Source organism: Paenibacillus doosanensis, assembly GCF_025060755.1.
In the GTDB taxonomy this organism is placed as follows: Bacteria; Bacillota; Bacilli; order Paenibacillales; family NBRC-103111; genus Paenibacillus_S; species Paenibacillus_S doosanensis.
In genome coordinates this window covers 24,849-44,559 of sequence record NZ_JANYUY010000051.1, presented here as the reverse complement: position 1 = coordinate 44,559, position 19,711 = coordinate 24,849, and the positions used below count along the sequence as shown (strand labels likewise).

The window sequence follows — 19,711 nt, the reverse complement described above, 5'->3', positions numbered from 1 at the left end:
TAAAATCCAAAAGCGGCAGGAGAGCGACGCGGCAAGAGAGAATACGTTGTAGAGGACAATCCTGTTACTATCGCATCACTCCATCGTTTATGGAAAAAGGAGGCCTATCCATTCAATGAAGCGCTATGATATTGCCGTCATTCCCGGCGACGGAATAGGACAAGAGGTCGTTCCCGCGGCCATCGAAGTATTGGAAGCGGCGGCGGAAATTCACGGAGGCTTGGCGTTCGATTGGACGCACTTCCCCTGGAATTGCGAATATTACCTGAAGCACGGCCGCATGATGCCGGAGGACGGGATTGCGACGCTGCGCGGCTTCGATCAAATCTTCCTCGGAGCGGTCGGCATGCCTGGACTGGTGGCGGACCATATTTCCCTCTGGGGGCTGCTGATCAAAATACGGCGGGAAATGCAGCAGTCGATCAACGTCAGACCCGCGAAGCTGCTTCGCGGCCTGCAATCTCCGCTAAGGGAGCCCAAGGACTTCGACCTTATCGTCGTCCGCGAAAACTCCGAAGGCGAGTATTCCGAGATCGGCGGACGCATCCACAGCGGCGAAGACCAAATGGCGATTCAGAATGCCGTCTTCACCCGCAAAGCGACGGAGCGCGCCATGCGCTATGCGTTCGAGTTGGCTCAAACCCGGCGCAATCACGTTACGAGCGCTACGAAGTCGAACGGAATCTCGCACAGCATGCCGTTCTGGGACGATGTGTTTCAAGCGGTGAAAGCGGATTATCCGGCAACGGCGTCCTCCAGCATCCATATCGATGCGCTGGCCGCCTTCTTTGTGATGAAGCCGCATCAGTTCGACGTGATTGTCGCCTCCAACCTGTTCGGCGACATATTGACCGATCTGGGAGGCGCGATTATGGGCAGCATCGGCATCGCGCCGGCCGCCAATTTGAATGTGGAGAGGCAGTACCCGTCGATGTTCGAGCCGGTTCACGGCTCGGCGCCCGACATTGCGGGACGCGGCATAAGCAATCCGGTCGGCCAAATCTGGACCGGCAAAATGATGCTCGACTTTATGGGCTATCCGGAGATCGGCGGCCTGATTCTGAACGCGACCGAAGCTGCGCTCAGCGACGGGGTGAAGACGGCCGACCTCGGCGGCCAAGCGACGACCCGCGAAATGACGGACGCGATTTTGCGGCATTTGCGCAAGCAATCGTAACCGTCCGATGGATGTTCCATCGCCGGCATGTTTGTCATTGAAAAAACCTGAGCGATCAGGTTTTTTCTTTTTTAGCTGTAAAAGTGTAACGAAAAAGCGGCGTTTTGCAGAAAATGGTAAAGTTAAAGCGCTCAACCTCGACTTTTTCAAATGGTCGGTGGGGAAGCTTGGGCGGAGGAGACGAACATTCTAAAACGAATTTTTGGGATGCGGGTTTAGTCAAGGAGTAGCCGCAGGTTAAGTTTATCAAAAGGAGGGCGTTCGCCGTGATTAGAATCAGGGAGTATAGGGAAGAAGATATTAACGCGATTCAAGCCATCTGGAACGAGGTCATCGAGGAAGGGAATTCCTTTTTTTGGACGGAATCGTTTAGCTTGGATAAAATCCGCGGCATTCTGGAGCGGCAGGATGCGGTATTGTGCGCGGAGGATACGGAGAACGGGGAAGTCGCCGGATTTTATATTTTGCATAAGAACTTTCCGGGAAGGGGGGCGCATGTCGCCAATGCGTTATATGCGGTCGGAAGCCGCTTCAGAAACAGGCGTATCGGCCGAACGCTGGCGGTGCATTCGCTGGAGACGGCCAAGCGCTGCGGGTACCGTGCGATCCAGTTCAACTCGGTCGTGTCCTCCAATACGGCATCCGTCAAGCTGTGGGAGAGCCTCGGATTCGAGCGGGCGGGAACGATCCGGAAGGCGTTTATGAACCCTATGAATCAACCGTTGGATATTTATATTTATTACCGCGAGCTGTAAGCGGACTCATTGGAAACGTCTTCATATCGACCGGCCGAGCAATAAAATTTTTTTTGGCCGTTTCAGTCAAGAAATAAAATTTCTAAAAATCATTTACATTATGGCATTTTATTTTATATAATCCTATTATCAAGACCTTATAAATAAGTAGAAAAGGGAGTAGATGGCATGAAAAGAAAGGCTTTGTTCGCAAGCTCGGCATTATTGTTGTTAAGTTCCGTTATTAGCGCCTGCAGTTCGGGCAGCGGCACAGGCTCCAAAGACACCGGTTCCGCCGCGGGCGGCGAAGTAGCTAAGTCCGGAGGCGATCCCGTCAAACTGGTCATGTACAGCTGGAGACCTGAGGACAAAGACGGCTATGCGAAGATCATCGCTGAGTTCGAGAAGGACAACCCGAATATTAAAGTAGAGTTCAAGCCGTACAAATCGACCGAATACAACACGATTGTCACCAACTCGCTGCAATCCGGCACCGGAGTCGATATTGTGCAGCTTCGCCCGTATGACGGAGCCAAAGCGCTCGCCGATGCGAACTATTTGACCCCGCTCGATAATATTAAAGGGCTTACAAATATTCCGGCCAGCTACCTGGACGCGGCAAAAGGCTCCGACAATAAGGTGTACGGCGTTCCGATCATGCTGAACAACGCGGTCATTTTCTACAATAAAAAGTTGTTTGACGCGAACGGCCTGCAGCCGCCGGAAACATGGGACGAATTCGTAAAAACCTGTGAAGCTCTCAAAGCGAAAAATATCATTCCGATCGCTCAATCCGGCAAAGCCGCGTATTTGCTCTCCACTACGCATGCGGTCATCGGGCCGAACGCTTACGGCGGAACCGACTACATGCAAGCCGTTCTGAAAGGCACGACCAACTTCAAAGATCCGAAATTCGTCGAGTCCATCAAGCGGATGAAACAGCTGGAAGCCTACTTCCCCAAAGATTTCATAGCTATTGAAGACAAGGACGCGCAAGGGTTGTTCTATACGGAGAAAGCGGCCATGTACATCAACGGCAGCCAACGTCTGGAAACGTTCGAAGCGAACAAAGTGTCCTTCCCTGTCGAATTCCTCCCGGGTCTGTCGGAGAAAAAGGGAGATCCGGCGCAAATCGCAACGTGGGTCGACGGTTCCTACGGCATCGCCAAAAGCTCCAAGCATCAAGAGGAAGCGGCCAAGTTCATGGAATTCGTCGCTTCGCCAAAATTCGGCCAAATGTTCAGCGACGAGCTGACCCGAGTCAGTCCGATCAACGGGGTTGCGCCGAAAAACGAGCAGCTCAAGAAGATGGCCGCTTTCAGCGAGAAACACAGCACGCCGTATTTGCTGCTTACCAGCTTCAGCCAAGGAACGCCGACAACCAAGACGACCTTCGAAGACTCCCTGCAAGGGATGTACATCGGCAAGCTGACGCCTGAACAAGTAGCCGCAGATACGCAAGCTTCCGCCGACAAATGGTTCAAACCGCAAAAATAAAGCCGCTGATTAAAGGAGCTGCTCATGACAGGTACAACTATTGATCCTGCGAAGGATGCCCGCTTGCCTAAACCACCCGTCAAGAAAAACAGGGGAATGAGACGACATATGGTCCATCTGTTTTTACTCCCTGCGCTGATTTTTTATGTTGGCTTTATGATTTATCCGATTTTCCAGGCGCTGCTCAACAGTTTCTTCTCATGGAAAGGTCTGGTGCGGGGAGATTTTATCGGTCTGGAAAATTTCGTCCGGCTCTTCACCGAAACGCCGTTTAAAGAAACGTTTTTCCGGGCGCTTGGCCATAACGTTCTGTTTTTTATCGGCACGGTGCTGTGCAAGCTTGTCGTCGCCTTCATTCTGGCCATGCTGATCAACAGTAAAATCCGGGGCAAAGAGCTGTTCAAGACGCTGTTCTTTGTTCCGAAGCTTCTCTCGGTCATCGTCGTCGGATTTTTATTCAGCTTAATACTGAACCCGACGTACGGGGCGCTCAATACGCTGCTGGAAGCGATCGGCCTCGGCGATTTGGCCAAGCCGTGGCTCGGCGATCCGAATACGGCGCTTTACACGATTATCGTTGTGAACAGCTGGTACGGTTTCGGCTTTGCGGTCCTGATCTTTCTGGTCGGACTGCAGGCCATCTCCCCGGAGGTTTACGAAGCGGCGAGAATCGACGGCGCGTCGGGTTCCAAAATGGTCTGGAGCATTACGATTCCGCTGGCCATGCCGTCCATTATGATCATGTCGATCCTGACCTTTATCGGCGCCTTCGAGACGTTCGAGCTGATCTATGCAATGCAGGGCTCTTCGGGAGGACCGTATTTCTCGACCGATGTGCTCGGACTTTATTTTTACCGTTTGGCCTTCGGCTCCGTAAGCGGGGGAGAGTCGATCGGTTTGGGCTCAGCGCTTGCCGTCATCTTGTTATTGCTGATATCCGGGGCGACCGCCTTCTCGATGTTTTTCTTTAAAAGCAAGGAAGTCGAGCATTAATCATCGCGGTCTCCACATCAAGAAAATATCCTTCGGAGGTAATCCATGGCGCTGCGGCTGCAACAAACGGTCAAATATCTCATTTTGTCGCTGTTTACGTTTTTGTCGATATATCCCGTATTTTTGATGATCACCTCGTCGTTTAAAACGAAGCAGGAAATTACGACGCATCCTCTGGGGCTGCCGAGCAGCTTTTCATTGGATAACTATAAAGAAGTCTGGGAAAAGGTTCATTTCTCGGAATACTTCGTGAACAGTCTGTATATCACCGCCATATCGGTCATTCTGGTGCTGCTCGTCTCGTCGATGGCGGCCTTCTACGTAGCCCGGTATTCATTCCGCTGGAACGGCATGGTGCTTTTCTTCTTTATGCTGGGTCTTATGCTGCCGATGAAGCTGGCAATTTCGCCGCTGTACATGATGATGCTGAAGCTGGGGCTGCTGGATACGCATCTGGCGCTCATGATCGTTTACGTGGCGGGACATATTTCGTTTGCGGTGTTTGTGTTTTACGGATTTTTCCGCACGCTGCCGAAAGATCTGGATCAAAGCGCGCGGATCGACGGCTGCAACGATTTCCAGGTGTATTACAAAATCGTGCTGCCGTTAATGCGGCCGGCTCTGGCGACGGTCAGCATTGTCGATTCGATCGGAATTTGGAACGATTTCTTTTACCCTCTTATTTTTATCAAAAGCACGGAGCTGGGCACAATCCCTCTCGGAATGCTGACGCTGTTCGGGGAATACGATACCGATTGGAACCTGCTGTTCTGCGGTTTGACGCTGTCCTCGCTGCCGTTGATCATAGCATTCCTGTTCGCTTCAAGACAATTCATTGAGGGAATGACGACAGGAGCTGTAAAGTAATGAAAAAATGGATTACGTTTGATCTTGACGGGACGTTAATGCAAAATCCGTTCGGAAAATGGGTGTTTCCGGCGATTGAAGAGCAGATTTCGCAGCAGCTGCAAAGGCCGTTCAAGTCGACCGAGACGCTGGTGCGGGAGCATGAGCGGCGGATGGCACAGAACCGTACCGTGGAAGCCTATGATTGGGATGAAATGGTCAGGCTGCTTCTGGCGGAGCTGCAGTTGGAGCTTACTATCGATGTAGAACGGCTGGTTCTCGACCATTCGGTTTCGCCCAAAATTTATTTGCTGGAGGAGAAGTCGCTTGAGACGCTGCAGCGTCTCAAGGAACGCGGATACAGTCTGGCCGCGGTGACGAACGGCTTCTATAAATATCAATTCCCGGTCATGAAAGCGTTGGGCTTAAGCGAATGGTTCGACGATATCGTCACGCCCGAGAAGGCGGGCTGCGGCAAGCCGGATGCGCGCATCCTCGACAGCTTGCGGAAGACCGGCGAGATTGCGGCGCATGTGGGAGACCGGCTCGACCACGACGTGTTTATGGCCAACCAAAGCGGCGTTCCCTCGGTGCTGATCTATCATAAGCTGCCTGAGCCGCTGCGGGCTGCCGCTCCGCGGCAGCGTGCGGCGCAGGCGGAATTTGTCGACATTTGCAAGGCCAAGCTGCAAAAGGAGCATCCGCAAGCGGCCGTAGAGCCGTATCCGGCGGAGTATGTTCCGGACTATGTTATCTATCAAATGGAAGAGCTGCTTGATTGTGTACATTAAGGGCAAGGAGGACCTCTTATGACTAGCATGAAAACGGATCTATTGATGACGGAGCGAAGAAACGAGAAGTCTATGCATTTGGATAGCTTATCGATTCGCGACATCGTCGATTTGATGAATAAAGAGGACCACACGGTTGCCGCCTCGGTGCAGACCGCTTTGCCTCAAATTACTGACGCTATTGAAGCGATTGTGCAAGTTGTAAAACAGGGCGGTAGAATTTTTTACGTCGGAGCAGGTACGAGCGGCCGGCTGGGCGTTCTCGACGCTTCCGAATGCCCGCCGACCTTCGGCGTCGAGCCGGAGCTCGTCGTCGGGTTGATCGCGGGCGGAGAGCGGGCGATTACCCGCTCTATCGAAAATGCCGAGGACGACGACGAGGCGGGGAGAAGAGCGGTCGCAAGCAATGCGACGGCGGCGGATGCCGTCATCGGGGTAGCGGCCAGCGGCACGACGCCGTATGTCATCGGAGCGCTGCAGGAAGCGAAGCGGATCGGCGCCTTGACGGTCGCGCTTAGCTGCAACGTGAATACGCCGATGAGCGGGGAAGCCGAGTATGCGATCGAAGTGCCCGTCGGCCCGGAGATCGTAACCGGCTCGACCCGCCTTAAGGCAGGAACCGCCACGAAGATGGTGCTGAATATGATTACGACGACCGTAATGATTCAGCTCGGCAAAGTGTACGGCAACCTGATGGTGAACGTGCAGGCTACGAACGAAAAGCTGCGCAACCGGGTCGTCCGGATCGTCAAGGAAGCGACCGGAGCCGAAGAGGAGATAGCCGCCACCGTTACGCATCAAGCCGGGGGCGACGCCAGAGCGGCGATTCTGATGCTGCAGTATGACATCGGATACGAGGAAGCCGTTCGTGCGCTGGAGGAGACAGGCGGCCATTTCGGCGACGCGATGCGGTATCTGGCGCAAAATTAAAGTTAAAGCGCAATTTCGATGATTTAAACCGGTCTTTTGCCGTTATGGGCAGGGGACCGGTTTTTTAGCGTTTCGTAATTCGGAGGAGCCGGAGTACGCTGCTGACGGCCGCCGCGGCCAGTATGGCATGACCCGTGGAAAAGGATATTCAAGCGGCCAACGCGAAATAATATGCAGGTTTATTGCGGATTCGGGCGGTCGCCAGCTCCGCCGCTTCGGAAGAGCTGGCGGTCCAGCTGGGAATACCGATCGTGCCGTTCGCAGGCGTGGATGAGATTGACATGACGATTGACGGAGCCGACGAGGTTGACGCTTGTTTCAACTTGATCAAGGGCGGGGGAGGAGCGCTGCTCAGGGAGAAAATTTTAGCCGCGAACAGCCGCAAGCTGGTCATTATCGTCGATGAAACCAAGCAAGTCGAGCGGCTGGGGAAGTTTCCGCTGCCGGTAGAGATTATACCGTTCGCTGCGCAGCTCACGCTTCGGCAATTAAGGAAGCTGGGCTGCGATCCGGAAATTCGAACGGCGGCCGGGGGCCAAAATTTCATTACCGATAACGACAACCTTATCGCTGATTGCAGGTTCGGGGCGATATCCGATCCTAAAGAAACGAGTCTGGCGCTCAACCGGATTCCCGGCGTTGTCGAGAACGGATTGTTTTGCGCCATGACCGATACCTTGATCGTCGGACATGCCGACGGTCGCGTAACCGCTGCAGACCGTCCATAAGGCGAAGGGTGCGCTCGATCGGATACGCGGAAGCCGAAGGGAGAGCTTTAGCCGGACGGTTTGGAATAGCGGGAGGCGGAGGCTAAGGCCCAGAACAGAAGAGCCGCCGCGCTGACGGATGCTCCCAGCAAGCAGACGCCGTGCCAGCCGAACCGGGCGTATACCGCAGTCGAAGCGATGGAACCCGAAGCGCTGCCGATGGAGTAAAAGATCATATAGGCTGCGGTAAGACGGCTGCGCGCCTCGGGCCGGATTCTCAAGATCATGCTCTGGTTCGTGACATGAACCGCCTGGACGGCCAAATCGAGAATAACGACGCCGAGGATGAGGGCGGGCAGCGATTGCGCGGCGCGGCTGATCGGCAGCCAGGATGCCAGCAGCAGCGCGAGCGCGATGCCGGTCGTCGTCTGGCCGTGACCTTGATCGGCCAGACGGCCCGCGCGTGCGGCCGCCAGCGCGCCGGCTGCGCCGGCCAAGCCGAACGCTCCGATCGCGCTATGCGACAGCGATAAGGGCGGAGAGCTCAGCGGCAGCACGAGCGACGTCCATAAGATGCTGAAGGCGGCGAAGATGAACAGAGCCAGCGCCGCGCGGAGTCGCAGAATCGGCTCCCGGATGAAGAGCTGAAGCACGGAGCGCAGCAGCCCGGCATAGGAGAGCGCCGCGCGGTCTTCCTCCCGATGCGGGAGCGCCCGGTACAAGACGAGGGCCGTCAGCAAGGTTAGTGCGGCGGATACGAGGTAAACGGAGCGCCAGCCGGCCAGATCGGCCAAGACGCCGGCCGCTGCGCGGGCCAGCAGTATGCCGGTCACGATGCCGCTGGTCACCTGGCCGACGACCCGGCCCCGCTCCCTGTCGGATGCTATCGACGCCGCATACGCAACGATCACCTGGGCAACGACGGCGAGCAAGCCGACTCCCGCCAAACCGGCAAGCAGGATGGAGATATTGGTTGCCATGCTTACCGCGGCGAGCGCAGCGACCGTTAAGGTCATCAGGCTTGCGATCAGTTTGCGACGGTTCAGCAGGTCTCCGAGCGGCACCAGCAGGAATAAACCGGCGGCATAGCATAGCTGAGTGACGGTAATAACGATCCCTACCGAGGCGTTCTTGATGCCTAGCTCGGCTGCTATAGCGTCAAGCAGCGGCTGCGCGTAATAAATATTGGCTACGGCAAGCCCGCATGCGGCTGCGAGCATCCAGATCATGTAACGGGGGAGAGCGGAAGCTGCCTGCTGCGGTGAAGCTGTCGCCGAAGGGTCGAATCGGCCGGAACGCCGCTCTTTAGTCCAGGGGGTAAAGGGTTCTTTTTGCTGTTTCAAGTTGGCTCACCTCGTATTCAATGAGTAATAATTTATTTTGTACCAAACGGTAAATAATAATCTCCCGTAAATGTATCCGGTTATGGCCGTATCTGTCAAGTTTAATATTTTTGGCAACGAATAATGGTTAAAAAATCATGATTTACTTGATTTTATAAGACAGTATGAATACAATAATAATGTACTGAACGATATGAAATGAGGGGTATATATGGTCCGGCCTCGGGAGTTTGATAAGGAGAAGGCGCTGGAAGCCGCTTTGCGCGTATTTTGGGACAAAGGCTATGAAGCGGCCTCCTTGACCGATTTGACCCAAGCGATGGGAATCCAGCGTCCGAGTCTTTATGCGGCCTTCGGCGATAAGAAGGAGCTGTTCGAAGCGGCATTGCGCCAATATACGAAACAGCACGCCGCTTACGTTCGGGGCAAGCTTCAGAGCGGTCCGTCCGTGAAAGAGGCGATTCGCCGCTTTTTGGCAGACGTCATCGAAGAAGGCTATGGCAGCCGACCGCCCAAAGGATGCTTCTGCATCAATACGATGGTTGAGCTGGCTCCGCATGACGAGAGGTTCGAAGTGCTGACAAGAGAGCATCAAATGTATTTGGCAGCTATATTTCAGGAAGCGGTCGAATGCGGGCAGCGTTCCGGAGAATTGGGGGCGGGAACGGATGCCCGGGCTCTGGCGCAGGCTTTGGTCATATCTCTGATCGGGCTTACCGTTATGACGAAATCGCGGCCGGAGAGAGCCTTTATGGATCGTTCCGCCGATATGCTGTTGAGCCTGTTAAAGTAATAGAACAAGAGACGTATGTTTTGTGAAATTTCATACAAAAATCATAGAGGATGTTATGCGGGCCGGCCCGCGGTCATTGTTGCAATGGCTGCGGGGCCGGCCCGTTTCATTTTCGCGGTATGCTCTTACTCTATCGGCGGCTTAAGAGATTGGAATAATATTGAAACCCGCGCCGTATTCTGAATGGAAGGCATATGGGGCGCCCGTCATGGCTTGGGTAACCGAAGCGGGCTGCCGCCGAAGAGAGGAGGGAGTATTGGCGAGCGCTTGTAGTTCATACGATTGGAGGAGGTGCTGCCTATTCGGCGGAATAAGCTGCGGGCGTGCGCAGTCGGCTTGTTGTTTGCGTGTGGAGTTATGCTGATCCTGCAGCCTTGGTGGGAGCGCCATATGCAGGAGAAGCAGAAGCAATCGATGATGGAGCAGTGGAACATGCTGCAGTTCGATCATGTCGAGCCGCTGCGCTGGCCGCAGACGGATTCCGCCGGGATGTCCGGCGAGAGCCGGCCTGTGACTGAGGCGGAGCCCGAACCGCAGGATGATCCCGTTATGATCGACGGATTTGCTGTGCTGGGGACTTTGTCGATCGGCAAGCTGAATCTTAAGGAACCTATCATTATGGGGACGGATTCTGCAGTGCTCAAAGCGGGAATAGGTGTCGTCGAACCCGAACGGCGTCCCGGCATCCCCGGGAATTTCGTATTGGCGGGGCATCGAAGCTGGACTTTCGGCAAGCAATTCAGCCGTCTGGACGAGCTTGAAGCCGGCGACCGGATCGTGGTCGACACGCCCCAAAACTCTTATGTGTATTCCGTAACTTCCCGGTTTCTGGTCAAGCCGGATAATTTGTCCGTACTGGATCAGAAGCGGGATCAAGCCGAGATGACTCTGATTACTTGCGAGCCGAAGGTAAATCCGACCCATCGGCTTATTGTGAAAGCTGTACTGGACGAGAAGACGCACAATACCGGGTGAGGAGAAATGTAACCCATGAGAAGTTTGATGAAGAAGCAGGCGCTTCTGTGGGTGCTGCTGCTTCTTGCGAACGTTTTGCTGATGCCGATGTCTGCGCTGGCTGCCGCGGACGCATCGGATGGAATTCAGATTGAGATGAGAAGCAGCGTGTCCGTGGTCGATACCGGAAATAAATTTACATACGATATCGACTACAGTGTGTCCAGCACGACCCAAATGTACGCGAATGCACAGATCGTTCTGCCGCTGCCGGGCGCACTCAGCTTCGATTCGGCGGTGGACGCCGGCGATACGGAGCATTCGTACGATGCGGGGAACCACACCGTAACGTTTAAGTTTAAGGATACGGTCAAGGCGGGTACGACCGGAACGCTGCAAGTTAACGCCCGGTTTCCCAACTATAAGACGCCGAACCGCACGACCGTCAGCGCCCAAAGCAAGTTCGAAAGCGACCAGGGCGGCAAATTGTCGAATATCGTCCAGGTAACGTCAAGGGCTTCCGCGCAGTGGGAACTGAAGAAAGAACGGTCAAGGCCGGCGGCGCCGATCGAGCCGATACCGGGAAGCGAAGTGGAGTATCAGCTGACGCTGACGGATAAGAACGTGACCGCCGCAGGCAAGCTGGAGCTGCAAAATGTTACGGTGCGCGACACGCTTCCCCGTGGCGCCCAGTTCGTTTCGGCTCAGCCCGCACCCGAAAGGGTCGAAGGCGGGGCGGTCATATGGAGCCTCGGCAGCATCGGCGAGGGCGTAGGCTCCAAAACGCTTTTGGTTAAGGTCAAATACCCTTCCGATATGACAGGGGATGCGGTGAACCGGGCCGAGGCGGTGTTTACGCCGCTGGGCGAACAGCAGGTGACGCTGAACGCGGAGGTTACGCATGCTTTTACATCAACGCCCAAGAAGGAAGACAGCCGGTTTCTGAAATGGGTTTCCGACTGGCAGAAGGAGGCTTCTCCCGGTCAGACGGTCAACTTTTATATCGGAAATTTGGATAACGGCTCCAATGTGGCTTTGCAGAACTACGAGCTTACGGATATGACGCCGGACGGCTTGGAATTGAATCATGTGTATACCCCTACGTTTACTGGTATTGCAGCTTATGAGGTGCAATATACGACGGCGGACAGCGTGAGGGGGCCATGGGTTTATTGGGGGACGGTCAAAGCCGATCAGAGAGTGACGCTGAGACCCGGCGATGTGCTGCCGCCCGGAACTGCGGTCAAAGGCATCAAATTCATTTTCGGCGAGGTTCCGGTCGATTTTGGCCAAACGGGAAATTTTGAAGTGGGCTATAGACTGAATCCAAGCTATGCAGCTCCGGTTACCCCTGCCGACAGCGCCAAAATCACCAATACGGCTCAGCTGAATTACGGCTTCGACGGGAAGAGCTTTGAGGAGAAGCGGGATGCGTCGTTCTATGTCGTGCAAAGCCGTCCTTTGTTGGAAGTGACGAAGAAGGCGGATGCGTCGAACTACTCTCCCGGCGATAAGGTTACCTACAGGCTATCCGTGAGAAATACCGAATACGGCAGCGCCGACTTCCGGAATCCGATCGTCGAGGATTTGCTCCCGGCCGAGCTGGATTACATTCAAGGCAGCACGAAGCTGGTCAGCGACGGCGGACTCGGGCTAAGCGCGCCGAATTTCGAAGCGACAGCCGATTCGGCCCCGGGACGAACGCTGCTCCGATGGTCTTGGGATGACGCCAATCCGGCCGAGCTTGGACGCGACAAGAAGATCGAGCTGGAATTCCAGGCTGTCGTCAAGGCCGGGGCCAAGACGGGCTATATCGACAACGAGGTGCAGGTGTCCTCGGATAAGCATGTTTACTTGAACAATTCCGATTTTACGAAAAAGAAATTTGTAAACGGCAGATGGTATGTATACAACGACAGCCTGATTTATATTAATTCCGCCGTTAAGCTGGAATCGGTCAAATGGGTGCAGGGAGATCTGGACGGAGACACTTGGACGCGATACCCGAATAAAGGATTGACGACGCCGGGCGGCAAGGTGGAGTATAAGCTGGTAGTTACCAACGTCGGCAACATTCCGGTTCGCAGCCTGCTCCTGGTCGACGCGCTTCCCCGCATCGGGGATCGGGGCGTGGTGGACAGCTCTCCGCGCGGGAGCGAATGGAGTCCGGTATTGACCGGCAAAGTGAGTGCGGCAGACTATATTACGGTGTTGTACACAACCGATGCAACCATTGCTATGAGCGGCGGTCACTGGTCGGCGGAGCCTCCTGCGGATTTGACCACGGTGACGGGAATTCAATTCGTGTTTGAGGACGGCCATGTGATGGCTCCAGGGGCCCAAGAGGAGCTGCGATGGACGATGCGGGCGCCGGTGAACGCGCCTACTCAAGGCCAGACTGCTTGGAGCTCTTTCGGTTTTATGGCGAAGCGCGCCGATAACGGCAAGTCGCTGCTCGCGACCGAGCCGCTCAAGGTGGGAGTGGCCGTCAAGGAAGACGCCAAAAGCGAAATCGGCGACTATGTGTGGAATGACCTGAACGGGGACGGCATTCAGAATGAGCCGGCCGAGCAGGGCGTAAACGGAGTTCATGTAGAGCTGTATACGGCGGCCGGATCGCTTGTCCAGACGACCATAACAGGCAACGATCATGACGGCAAGCCCGGATATTACATGTTCACTAACTTGGAATCCGGCAGCTACAAAGTGAAGTTCATCCTGCCGCAAGGCTACGGCGGCTGGACGGAAGCGAACGAAGGAGGAGACCATACCCTCGATTCCGATGCGGCGGCGGATGGAATGACGGGGACGATCCAGATCGGCGCTGGCGAAAAGAACGATACCGTGGACGCCGGGCTGATACCGCCTGCTGGCAGCATCGGCGATACAGTATGGAGCGATCTGAACGGAGACGGCTTGCAGGATGCGGGAGAACCGGGTGTCGACGGGATTACCGTAAACTTGTACGATAAGAACGGTTACGCCCTCGCTACCGCAGTTACTTCCGGCGGAGGGCACTATATGTTTTCGCAATTGACGCCCGGCGATTACTCGGCGGAATTTATACTCCCATCCGGCGCCGCGTTTACCGTCAAGGGAGACGGCAGCAAGCCTGAGACCGATTCCGATGCGAATGCGGACGGGAAAACCGATGTGATCCGGCTGGATGCGAATCAGCATATCACGTCTGTCGACGCCGGGCTCATTTTGCCGAGCTCCAGTCTGGGCGATCGCGTCTGGATCGACGAGAACGGCAACGGGACGCAGGATGCCGGCGAACCCGGTCTTAACGGAGTTGCCGTTCGATTGTTTGACGAAGGCGGGACGCCTCTCAGTCAAACGACTACGGTAAACCACGCGGTCTACGGGGACGGGTATTATCAATTCGATAAGCTGCCCGCTGGGGGCTACATCGTCCGGTTCGAGCTTCCGGACCGCTCCTACGAATTTACGCAGCAGGGCAGCGACCTGTCGTCGGAGACGGATTCCAACGCCAATCCGGCCGACGGGAGAACGCAGGTAATTCGGCTGCGGCACGGCGAATCGAATCAGACGGTCGATGCGGGCTTGCGCAAAGCGGTTCAGCCGCCGGCAAGAGCCGCGGTCGGGGATTATGTCTGGATCGACGAGAACGGCGACGGCATTCAAAATGACGGAAACGCAGGATTAAACGGTGTCGTTGTCCGGCTGTTCGACGATAAGGGTGCTCTTCAAGGCACTGCCGTTACCGCTTCGGTGTACGATTCGGTCTACAACTCAGTTTACCGGTCGGTCTACAGCAGCCCGGGATATTACCGCTTCGACGAGCTGCTGCCGGGACGCTATGCGATCAAGTTCGAGCTTCCGTCCGGCTATGAATTTACGCAGCGGCATGCAGGGAGCGACGCTTCGGCCGATTCCGATGCCGGAGCGGACGGGATGACGGACATCTTCGATCTTGCGTCCGGCGAGACGAACTTGACGATCGATGCAGGAGCGCGCAGAGCGTCGCAACCTTCTCGCGAAGGCGTCATCGGCGATTACGTGTGGATTGACGCCAACGGAGACGGCATTCAAAATGACGGCGAAACGGGCTTGAACGACGTGCCGGTGAAGCTGTACGGCGAAGACGGCAATCTGCTGGGGACCACGGTGACCGGCGATGTATACGGCGGAGCGGGAGCTTACAGGTTCGAGCATTTGGAAGCCGGCGCTTATACGGTCCGATTCGAGCTACCGTCCGGTTACGAATTTACGCGCAAGCATGCCGGAAATAACGGTTCCGCCGACTCCGACGCCAATGCCGACGGCGCGACCGATACGATTATTCTTGCGCAGGGCGAAACGAATCTGACGGTAGACGCCGGATTGAAACGTTCGGCACAGCCGCCGCAGGAGACGGGAACGATCGGCGATTACGTATGGGTGGATGCGAACCGGGACGGCTTGCAGAGCGACGGCGAGCCGGGGCTGAACGGCTTGTTCGTGCATCTTTACGGCGCCGGGGGCCTTCCGCTCGCTTCTACCGTAACGGGAACCGTGTACGGCAAAGCCGGGTACTACTCCTTTACGAATGTTCCGGCTGGAACCTATTCGGTGAAATTCGACCTTCCATCCGGCTACGAATTTACGGGGCAAGGAAAGGGCGGCGATCGCGCATTGGATTCCGATGCCGACGCTGGCGGCATAACCGGCAGCTTCGATCTTGCCGCCGGAGAAACGAATCTGAATGTCGATGCCGGATTGGTTCCGGTAGACGATGGAGGAGACCCGGGTTCGGGGCCTGGCGATCGTGACGGAGCTATCGGGGATTACGTATGGATCGATACGAATAACGACGGCATTCAGAACAGCGGGGAAACCGGTCTGAGCGGCGTGCAGGTAAAGCTGTTTGCCGAGAATGGAAATTTGTTGGCCTCCACCGTAACGGGCAGCGTCTATGATAAACCCGGTTATTATATATTCGACGGGCTTCAGCCGGGGACATATTATGTGACGTTCGAGCTTCCTTCGGGCTATCAATTCACGCTGAAGTCGGCGGGAACAGACCGATCCGTCGATTCCGACGCCGGTACGGACGGCAAATCCGACTTGGTTGCTCTAGCTGCAGGAGAGCGAAATCTTGCCGTTGACGCCGGCTTGCGGCTGAAGAAGGACGATGGAGGCCCTTCCGATCCCGGAGATTCGGGCGGTGACTCCGGAGGCGATTCGGACGGGAATTCAGGGGGAGGCAGTTCCGGCGGAGGCAGCTCCGGAGGGGGAGACACAGGCTCATCCGGTACGTCTCAACCAGGCGGAGGCAGCGGCAGTGCGGGCGGCCCTGCTTCTCCCGGCACCCAGCCGGATACGAATCTCCCGGGCGGCGATAATGGGCCGACGGTCGATCAGCCGCTTCCGGGCGAGCCGATTGACAGCGCTCAGCCGCTGCCGACCGCAGGCGGAGAACCGGATGCCGGGCAACCTGGCACGGTGCCGTCAGACGGCGCTCAGCCGGAGCTTACCGGCGCGGGTCAGCTTCCATTGACCGGAGAATCGCTTCCGGCCGCTCCGCTATTCGGTATTGTCTTATGCATATGCGCGGCAGCTCTGGCAATCCGCTGGAGAAGATCAGGCGGCGGCCGCTAACGCCGAAGCAATCATCGAAGAATGTGGATCTGTTTTGCTGAATGTCCATGAGTAATTAAAGGCATGCTTGTGTCGAGAAGACAGGAGCATGCCTGTTTTTTCATTTCAATAGTGATATACTAATTTTACATAAAGCTATGAACGAGTAACGATCGATAAGGAGACTTCATTCAAATGATTCGATGTGCCGTACTAGATGACTACCAGCAGGTAGCCAAATCTATCGCCGATTGGGCGTCCATAGAGGATAGAGTGGAAGTAACCGTGTTTCATGAGCATATGGCTGACGAGGACGAGCTGGCGGCAGCCCTAGCTCCCTTCGAAATCATTGTCATTATGCGGGAGAGGACTCCGTTTCGCGCCCCGCTGCTGGCCCGTCTGCCGAACCTGAAGCTGCTTGTTACTACCGGAATGCGGAACGCCTCCGTTGATTTGGAAGCCGCAGCCGCTCGCGGAGTCGTCGTCAGCGGTACCTCGGGCTTATCGTCGCATACGGCAGAGCTGACCTGGGCGTTGATTCTCGGTTTGGCCCGCCATATCGTTCAAGAACACGGAGCCGTGCGGCAAGGCATGTGGCAGAGCACGCTGGGAACGGATTTGTGCGGGAAGAAGCTCGGTGTTCTAGGACTCGGCAAGCTGGGCGGCAGAGTAGCGAAGATCGGCTTGGCCTTCGGCATGGAAGTGGCGGCATGGAGCCAGAATTTGACGCAGGAACGCGCGGACGAGGCGGGCGTCCGACTGGCCGGTTCCAAGGAGGAGCTGCTGGCCGAATCCGATTTCGTCTCGATCCATCTGGTTTTGAGCGACAGAACGAGAGGGCTGATCGGTGCGGAGCAGCTTAAGCTGATGCGTCCCGACGCTTATTTGATCAACACCTCGCGTGCGCCGATCGTCGACCAAGCGGCTTTGGCTCAAGCGCTGTGCGAAGGCTGGATCGCCGGAGCGGGCTTGGATGTGTACGAGACCGAGCCTCTGCCGAAGGATCATCCGTTTCGGACGCTTCCCAATGTGCTGACGACGCCGCATCTCGGATATGTTACCAAGGACAATTATCGCGTATTTTATCAAGATGCGGTTGACGATATCTGGGCCTTTCTCGAAGGAGCGCCAATCCGCCGCTTGGCCTAAGATGCGCGCGGCCGATTTCACGCATACATCATCCATAGGCGAAGAAGTCCCAATTCCCGTACGTCGAGATTGGGGCTATTTGCCGCTACGAGTTTGTTCGATTTTTCGGATTAGTCCAATCGGATGCCGAAACAGGAGCGCAGCGCCGATTGATATTCTTCCTCGGTTTGCGGAGTCATCGTATGCACCCCGTCTGCGGTGAATACTCTGAATTCTTGGCCCGCCAGCGTCCGGCGGCCTTCATTCGTGCGGATCGCCGCCATGGGCTGCAAGGTGAAAATGGAGTCGGCAGAGTTCTCGCACCAATAGGTCGCCATTATAAAATCTTTGGGCAGCTGCGGCTCTTCGGTAAAAGAATAAAGCCAGCGCCACTCGCCGTGTCTCAATTCGCAAAGCACCCAGCCGTAATAAGGATCTTTCTCCAGACGGTATGTCTCGTCGCCTTGCTCGTGAACGAGCCTTTCTGTCATACGGATCGGACGGCGGGGTACAATGCCGCCCACGCCTACGTCGCATAAGTACGATTGCCCTTCGGCCTCGACCTTGAGCACCTGATGCCGCCGCTTGGGAGGAGGATTCGGTTCGTCGCGCCAGAAGCGTGCCATGAAATCGGTCACCGGATAACCGAGCTCCCGCAGCAGCCAGCCGAAAAGAGCATTGAGTTCAAAGCAGTACCCTCCGCGTTTGCGATTGACGATCTTCTCCAGCAGCCGAGGTATTTCGAGTGAAAGCGGTTTTCGGCGGATGATGTCGAAATTCTCGTAAGGCACGGTATGAAGGTGGCATTCCTGGAGACGCTCCAAGACCGCGACGCTGCCGTCAAGCGGGCCGTCATATTGGATTCGTTCCAAATAGCGCCGAATTTCGGGCTTTAAACCGTTACGCTGTTTAATCATAAGTCGCCGGCTCCTTTCATATGACCGTTAATGAGATCTATTTTATTGTATCATAACGGGGCTCCGGAATAGACCTGCCGCCGCGGCCGCAAGCAAGCTCCGCCCGCCAAGGTTACCCTAACGTAATTAGGTATACCTAAGTTGCGTCATTTTCAAGAAAGCGTTTGTCCGCTATAATCAACATGAGATTGGAACTACGGAGAATGCTCTTGCAAAGAGCGGACCGGAAGGAGAATGAGCGATGAAGAAGAGCATTCCGCTGCAGCGGCGGGGATTTGAGACGAGTCAACTCGTCCTGGGATGTATGGGGTTAGGGGGCGGATGGAGCGGCAGCCCGATCACATCGGAGCATGTCAAGCAGGCCCATGAAGCCGTCGATGCGGCATTATCCGCAGGCATAACGATGTTCGACCATGCGGACATTTACGCCCGCGGCAACGCCGAGCTGGCGTTCGGTCAAGTATTGAAGGAGCGGCCGGAGCTGCGGGACCGGATCGTGATTCAGTCCAAATGCGGCATTCGCTTTGAAGAAAGCCCGCGGGTACCGGGAAGATTCGATTTCTCCAAGGAGCATATCGCTTCCAGTGTGGACGGTATTTTGAAAAGACTGGGCATTGAAAGCCTCGATATTTTACTGCTGCACCGCCCGGACCCGCTCATGGAGCCGGAGGAAGTGGCGGAAGCATTCGGACGATTGAAGCAGTCCGGCAAAGTAAAAGCGTTCGGCGTATCCAATATGAGCGCCGCACAGATCCGTTTTCTGCAGGCGAGCATTCAGGAGCCGCTTATCGCCAATCAGCTGGAAATGAGCCTTCTCAAGCTCGACTGGCTCGATAACGGCATCCACCAGAACCAGAAGGCCGGCACGGAGGTTTCGTTCCCGGACGGTACGATGGAGTTCTGCCAGATGGAGAACATACAGATTCAAGCGTGGAGCCCGCTTGCCAAAGGCTTGTTCAGCGGCAAAGACCTCGAAGGTCAACCGGATGCGGTGAAGCAGACGGCCGCCCTCGTCCGGCAATTGGCGGAAGAGAAGTCGACGACGCGCGAAGCGATTGTTCTCTCTTGGCTGATGCGTCATCCCGCACGAATCCAGCCGGTCATCGGTACCAGCAATCCCGAGCGCATTCGCGCCTGCGGCGAGGCGGCCCGGATTGAGCTGACACGGGAAGAATGGTACTCGCTGTACGTTAGTTCGAGGGGTAAGAGAATGCCGTAATGATGTAATTCAAGGAAAGCTTCTTACAGAGTCCCGCTTGTATCGGGATTTTGCAGGGAGCTTTTTTTATGGCGCCGAACCGGCTCGATTGCTTCGGGA

At 55.7% G+C, this 19,711-nt stretch carries 15 protein-coding genes; 13 read left to right on the top strand and 2 right to left on the bottom strand.

Annotated elements, in window-relative coordinates; genetic code table 11:
* The first annotated feature begins 115 nt into the window (after positions 1-115).
* From N0M98_RS27190 to rpiA, 8 genes are all read left to right on the top strand, one after another.
* Complete coding sequence (locus tag N0M98_RS27190; protein ID WP_259619714.1) at positions 116-1,177, top strand: tartrate dehydrogenase; 1,062 nt, start codon at positions 116-118, stop codon at positions 1,175-1,177.
* A 266-nt stretch (positions 1,178-1,443) separates the two neighbouring features.
* Positions 1,444-1,932: a GNAT family N-acetyltransferase gene (locus tag N0M98_RS27185; RefSeq protein WP_259619713.1), complete on the top strand. Its 489-nt coding sequence runs from the start codon at positions 1,444-1,446 to the stop codon at positions 1,930-1,932.
* Between the two features lie 168 nt (positions 1,933-2,100).
* Positions 2,101-3,408 carry an ABC transporter substrate-binding protein gene (locus N0M98_RS27180; RefSeq protein ID WP_249863615.1) on the top strand — a complete coding sequence of 436 codons (1,308 nt, stop codon included), beginning with the start codon at positions 2,101-2,103 and terminating at the stop codon, positions 3,406-3,408.
* 96 nt (positions 3,409-3,504) lie between these two features.
* Positions 3,505-4,401 carry a carbohydrate ABC transporter permease gene (locus N0M98_RS27175; RefSeq protein WP_249863614.1) on the top strand — a complete coding sequence of 299 codons (897 nt, stop codon included), beginning with the start codon at positions 3,505-3,507 and terminating at the stop codon, positions 4,399-4,401.
* Positions 4,402-4,446: 45 nt separating this feature from the next.
* The gene (locus N0M98_RS27170; RefSeq protein ID WP_249863613.1) at positions 4,447-5,268 is read left to right on the top strand and encodes a carbohydrate ABC transporter permease; all 822 of its coding nucleotides are present in this window, start codon (positions 4,447-4,449) and stop codon (positions 5,266-5,268) included.
* Positions 5,268-6,038, top strand: a complete 771-nt coding sequence (locus N0M98_RS27165) for an HAD family hydrolase (protein ID WP_249863612.1) — start codon at positions 5,268-5,270, stop codon at positions 6,036-6,038. The genes N0M98_RS27170 and N0M98_RS27165 overlap by 1 nt, the downstream gene beginning before the upstream one ends.
* An 18-nt stretch (positions 6,039-6,056) precedes the next feature.
* Entirely contained in the window at positions 6,057-6,968 is a 912-nt protein-coding gene (gene murQ, locus N0M98_RS27160; protein ID WP_310944634.1) for an N-acetylmuramic acid 6-phosphate etherase, read from the top strand.
* 182 nt (positions 6,969-7,150) lie between these two features.
* Complete coding sequence (rpiA, locus tag N0M98_RS27155; RefSeq protein WP_259619712.1) at positions 7,151-7,696, top strand: ribose-5-phosphate isomerase RpiA; 546 nt, start codon at positions 7,151-7,153, stop codon at positions 7,694-7,696.
* 47 nt (positions 7,697-7,743) lie between these two features.
* Here the strand turns inward: rpiA and N0M98_RS27150 are convergent, their stop codons facing one another.
* Positions 7,744-8,904, bottom strand: coding sequence for an MFS transporter (locus tag N0M98_RS27150; RefSeq protein ID WP_259619716.1), 1,161 nt, complete (start codon positions 8,902-8,904; stop codon positions 7,744-7,746).
* A 325-nt stretch (positions 8,905-9,229) separates the two neighbouring features.
* Between N0M98_RS27150 and N0M98_RS27145 the strand changes: the two genes are divergently transcribed.
* The 4 genes from N0M98_RS27145 (at position 9,230) to N0M98_RS27130 (ending at position 17,497) form a co-directional block, all read left to right on the top strand.
* A complete protein-coding gene (locus N0M98_RS27145) occupies positions 9,230-9,811 on the top strand; it encodes a TetR/AcrR family transcriptional regulator (RefSeq protein ID WP_249863609.1) in 582 nt (193 codons plus the stop codon).
* Positions 9,812-10,102: 291 nt separating this feature from the next.
* A complete protein-coding gene (locus N0M98_RS27140; protein WP_259619711.1) occupies positions 10,103-10,786 on the top strand; it encodes a class D sortase in 684 nt (227 codons plus the stop codon).
* A 15-nt stretch (positions 10,787-10,801) separates the two neighbouring features.
* Positions 10,802-16,369, top strand: a complete 5,568-nt coding sequence (locus N0M98_RS27135) for an SdrD B-like domain-containing protein (protein WP_259619710.1) — start codon at positions 10,802-10,804, stop codon at positions 16,367-16,369.
* A 174-nt stretch (positions 16,370-16,543) separates the two neighbouring features.
* Positions 16,544-17,497: a D-2-hydroxyacid dehydrogenase family protein gene (locus tag N0M98_RS27130; RefSeq protein WP_259619709.1), complete on the top strand. Its 954-nt coding sequence runs from the start codon at positions 16,544-16,546 to the stop codon at positions 17,495-17,497.
* A 110-nt stretch (positions 17,498-17,607) separates the two neighbouring features.
* On the opposite strand, the gene N0M98_RS27125 is transcribed toward N0M98_RS27130, so the two are convergent.
* Positions 17,608-18,393, bottom strand: a complete 786-nt coding sequence (locus tag N0M98_RS27125) for an arylamine N-acetyltransferase family protein (RefSeq protein WP_259619708.1) — start codon at positions 18,391-18,393, stop codon at positions 17,608-17,610.
* Between the two features lie 241 nt (positions 18,394-18,634).
* On the opposite strand from N0M98_RS27125, the gene N0M98_RS27120 reads away from it, so the two are divergent.
* Positions 18,635-19,612: an aldo/keto reductase gene (locus tag N0M98_RS27120; RefSeq protein WP_259619707.1), complete on the top strand. Its 978-nt coding sequence runs from the start codon at positions 18,635-18,637 to the stop codon at positions 19,610-19,612.
* Positions 19,613-19,711: the final 99 nt, after the last annotated feature.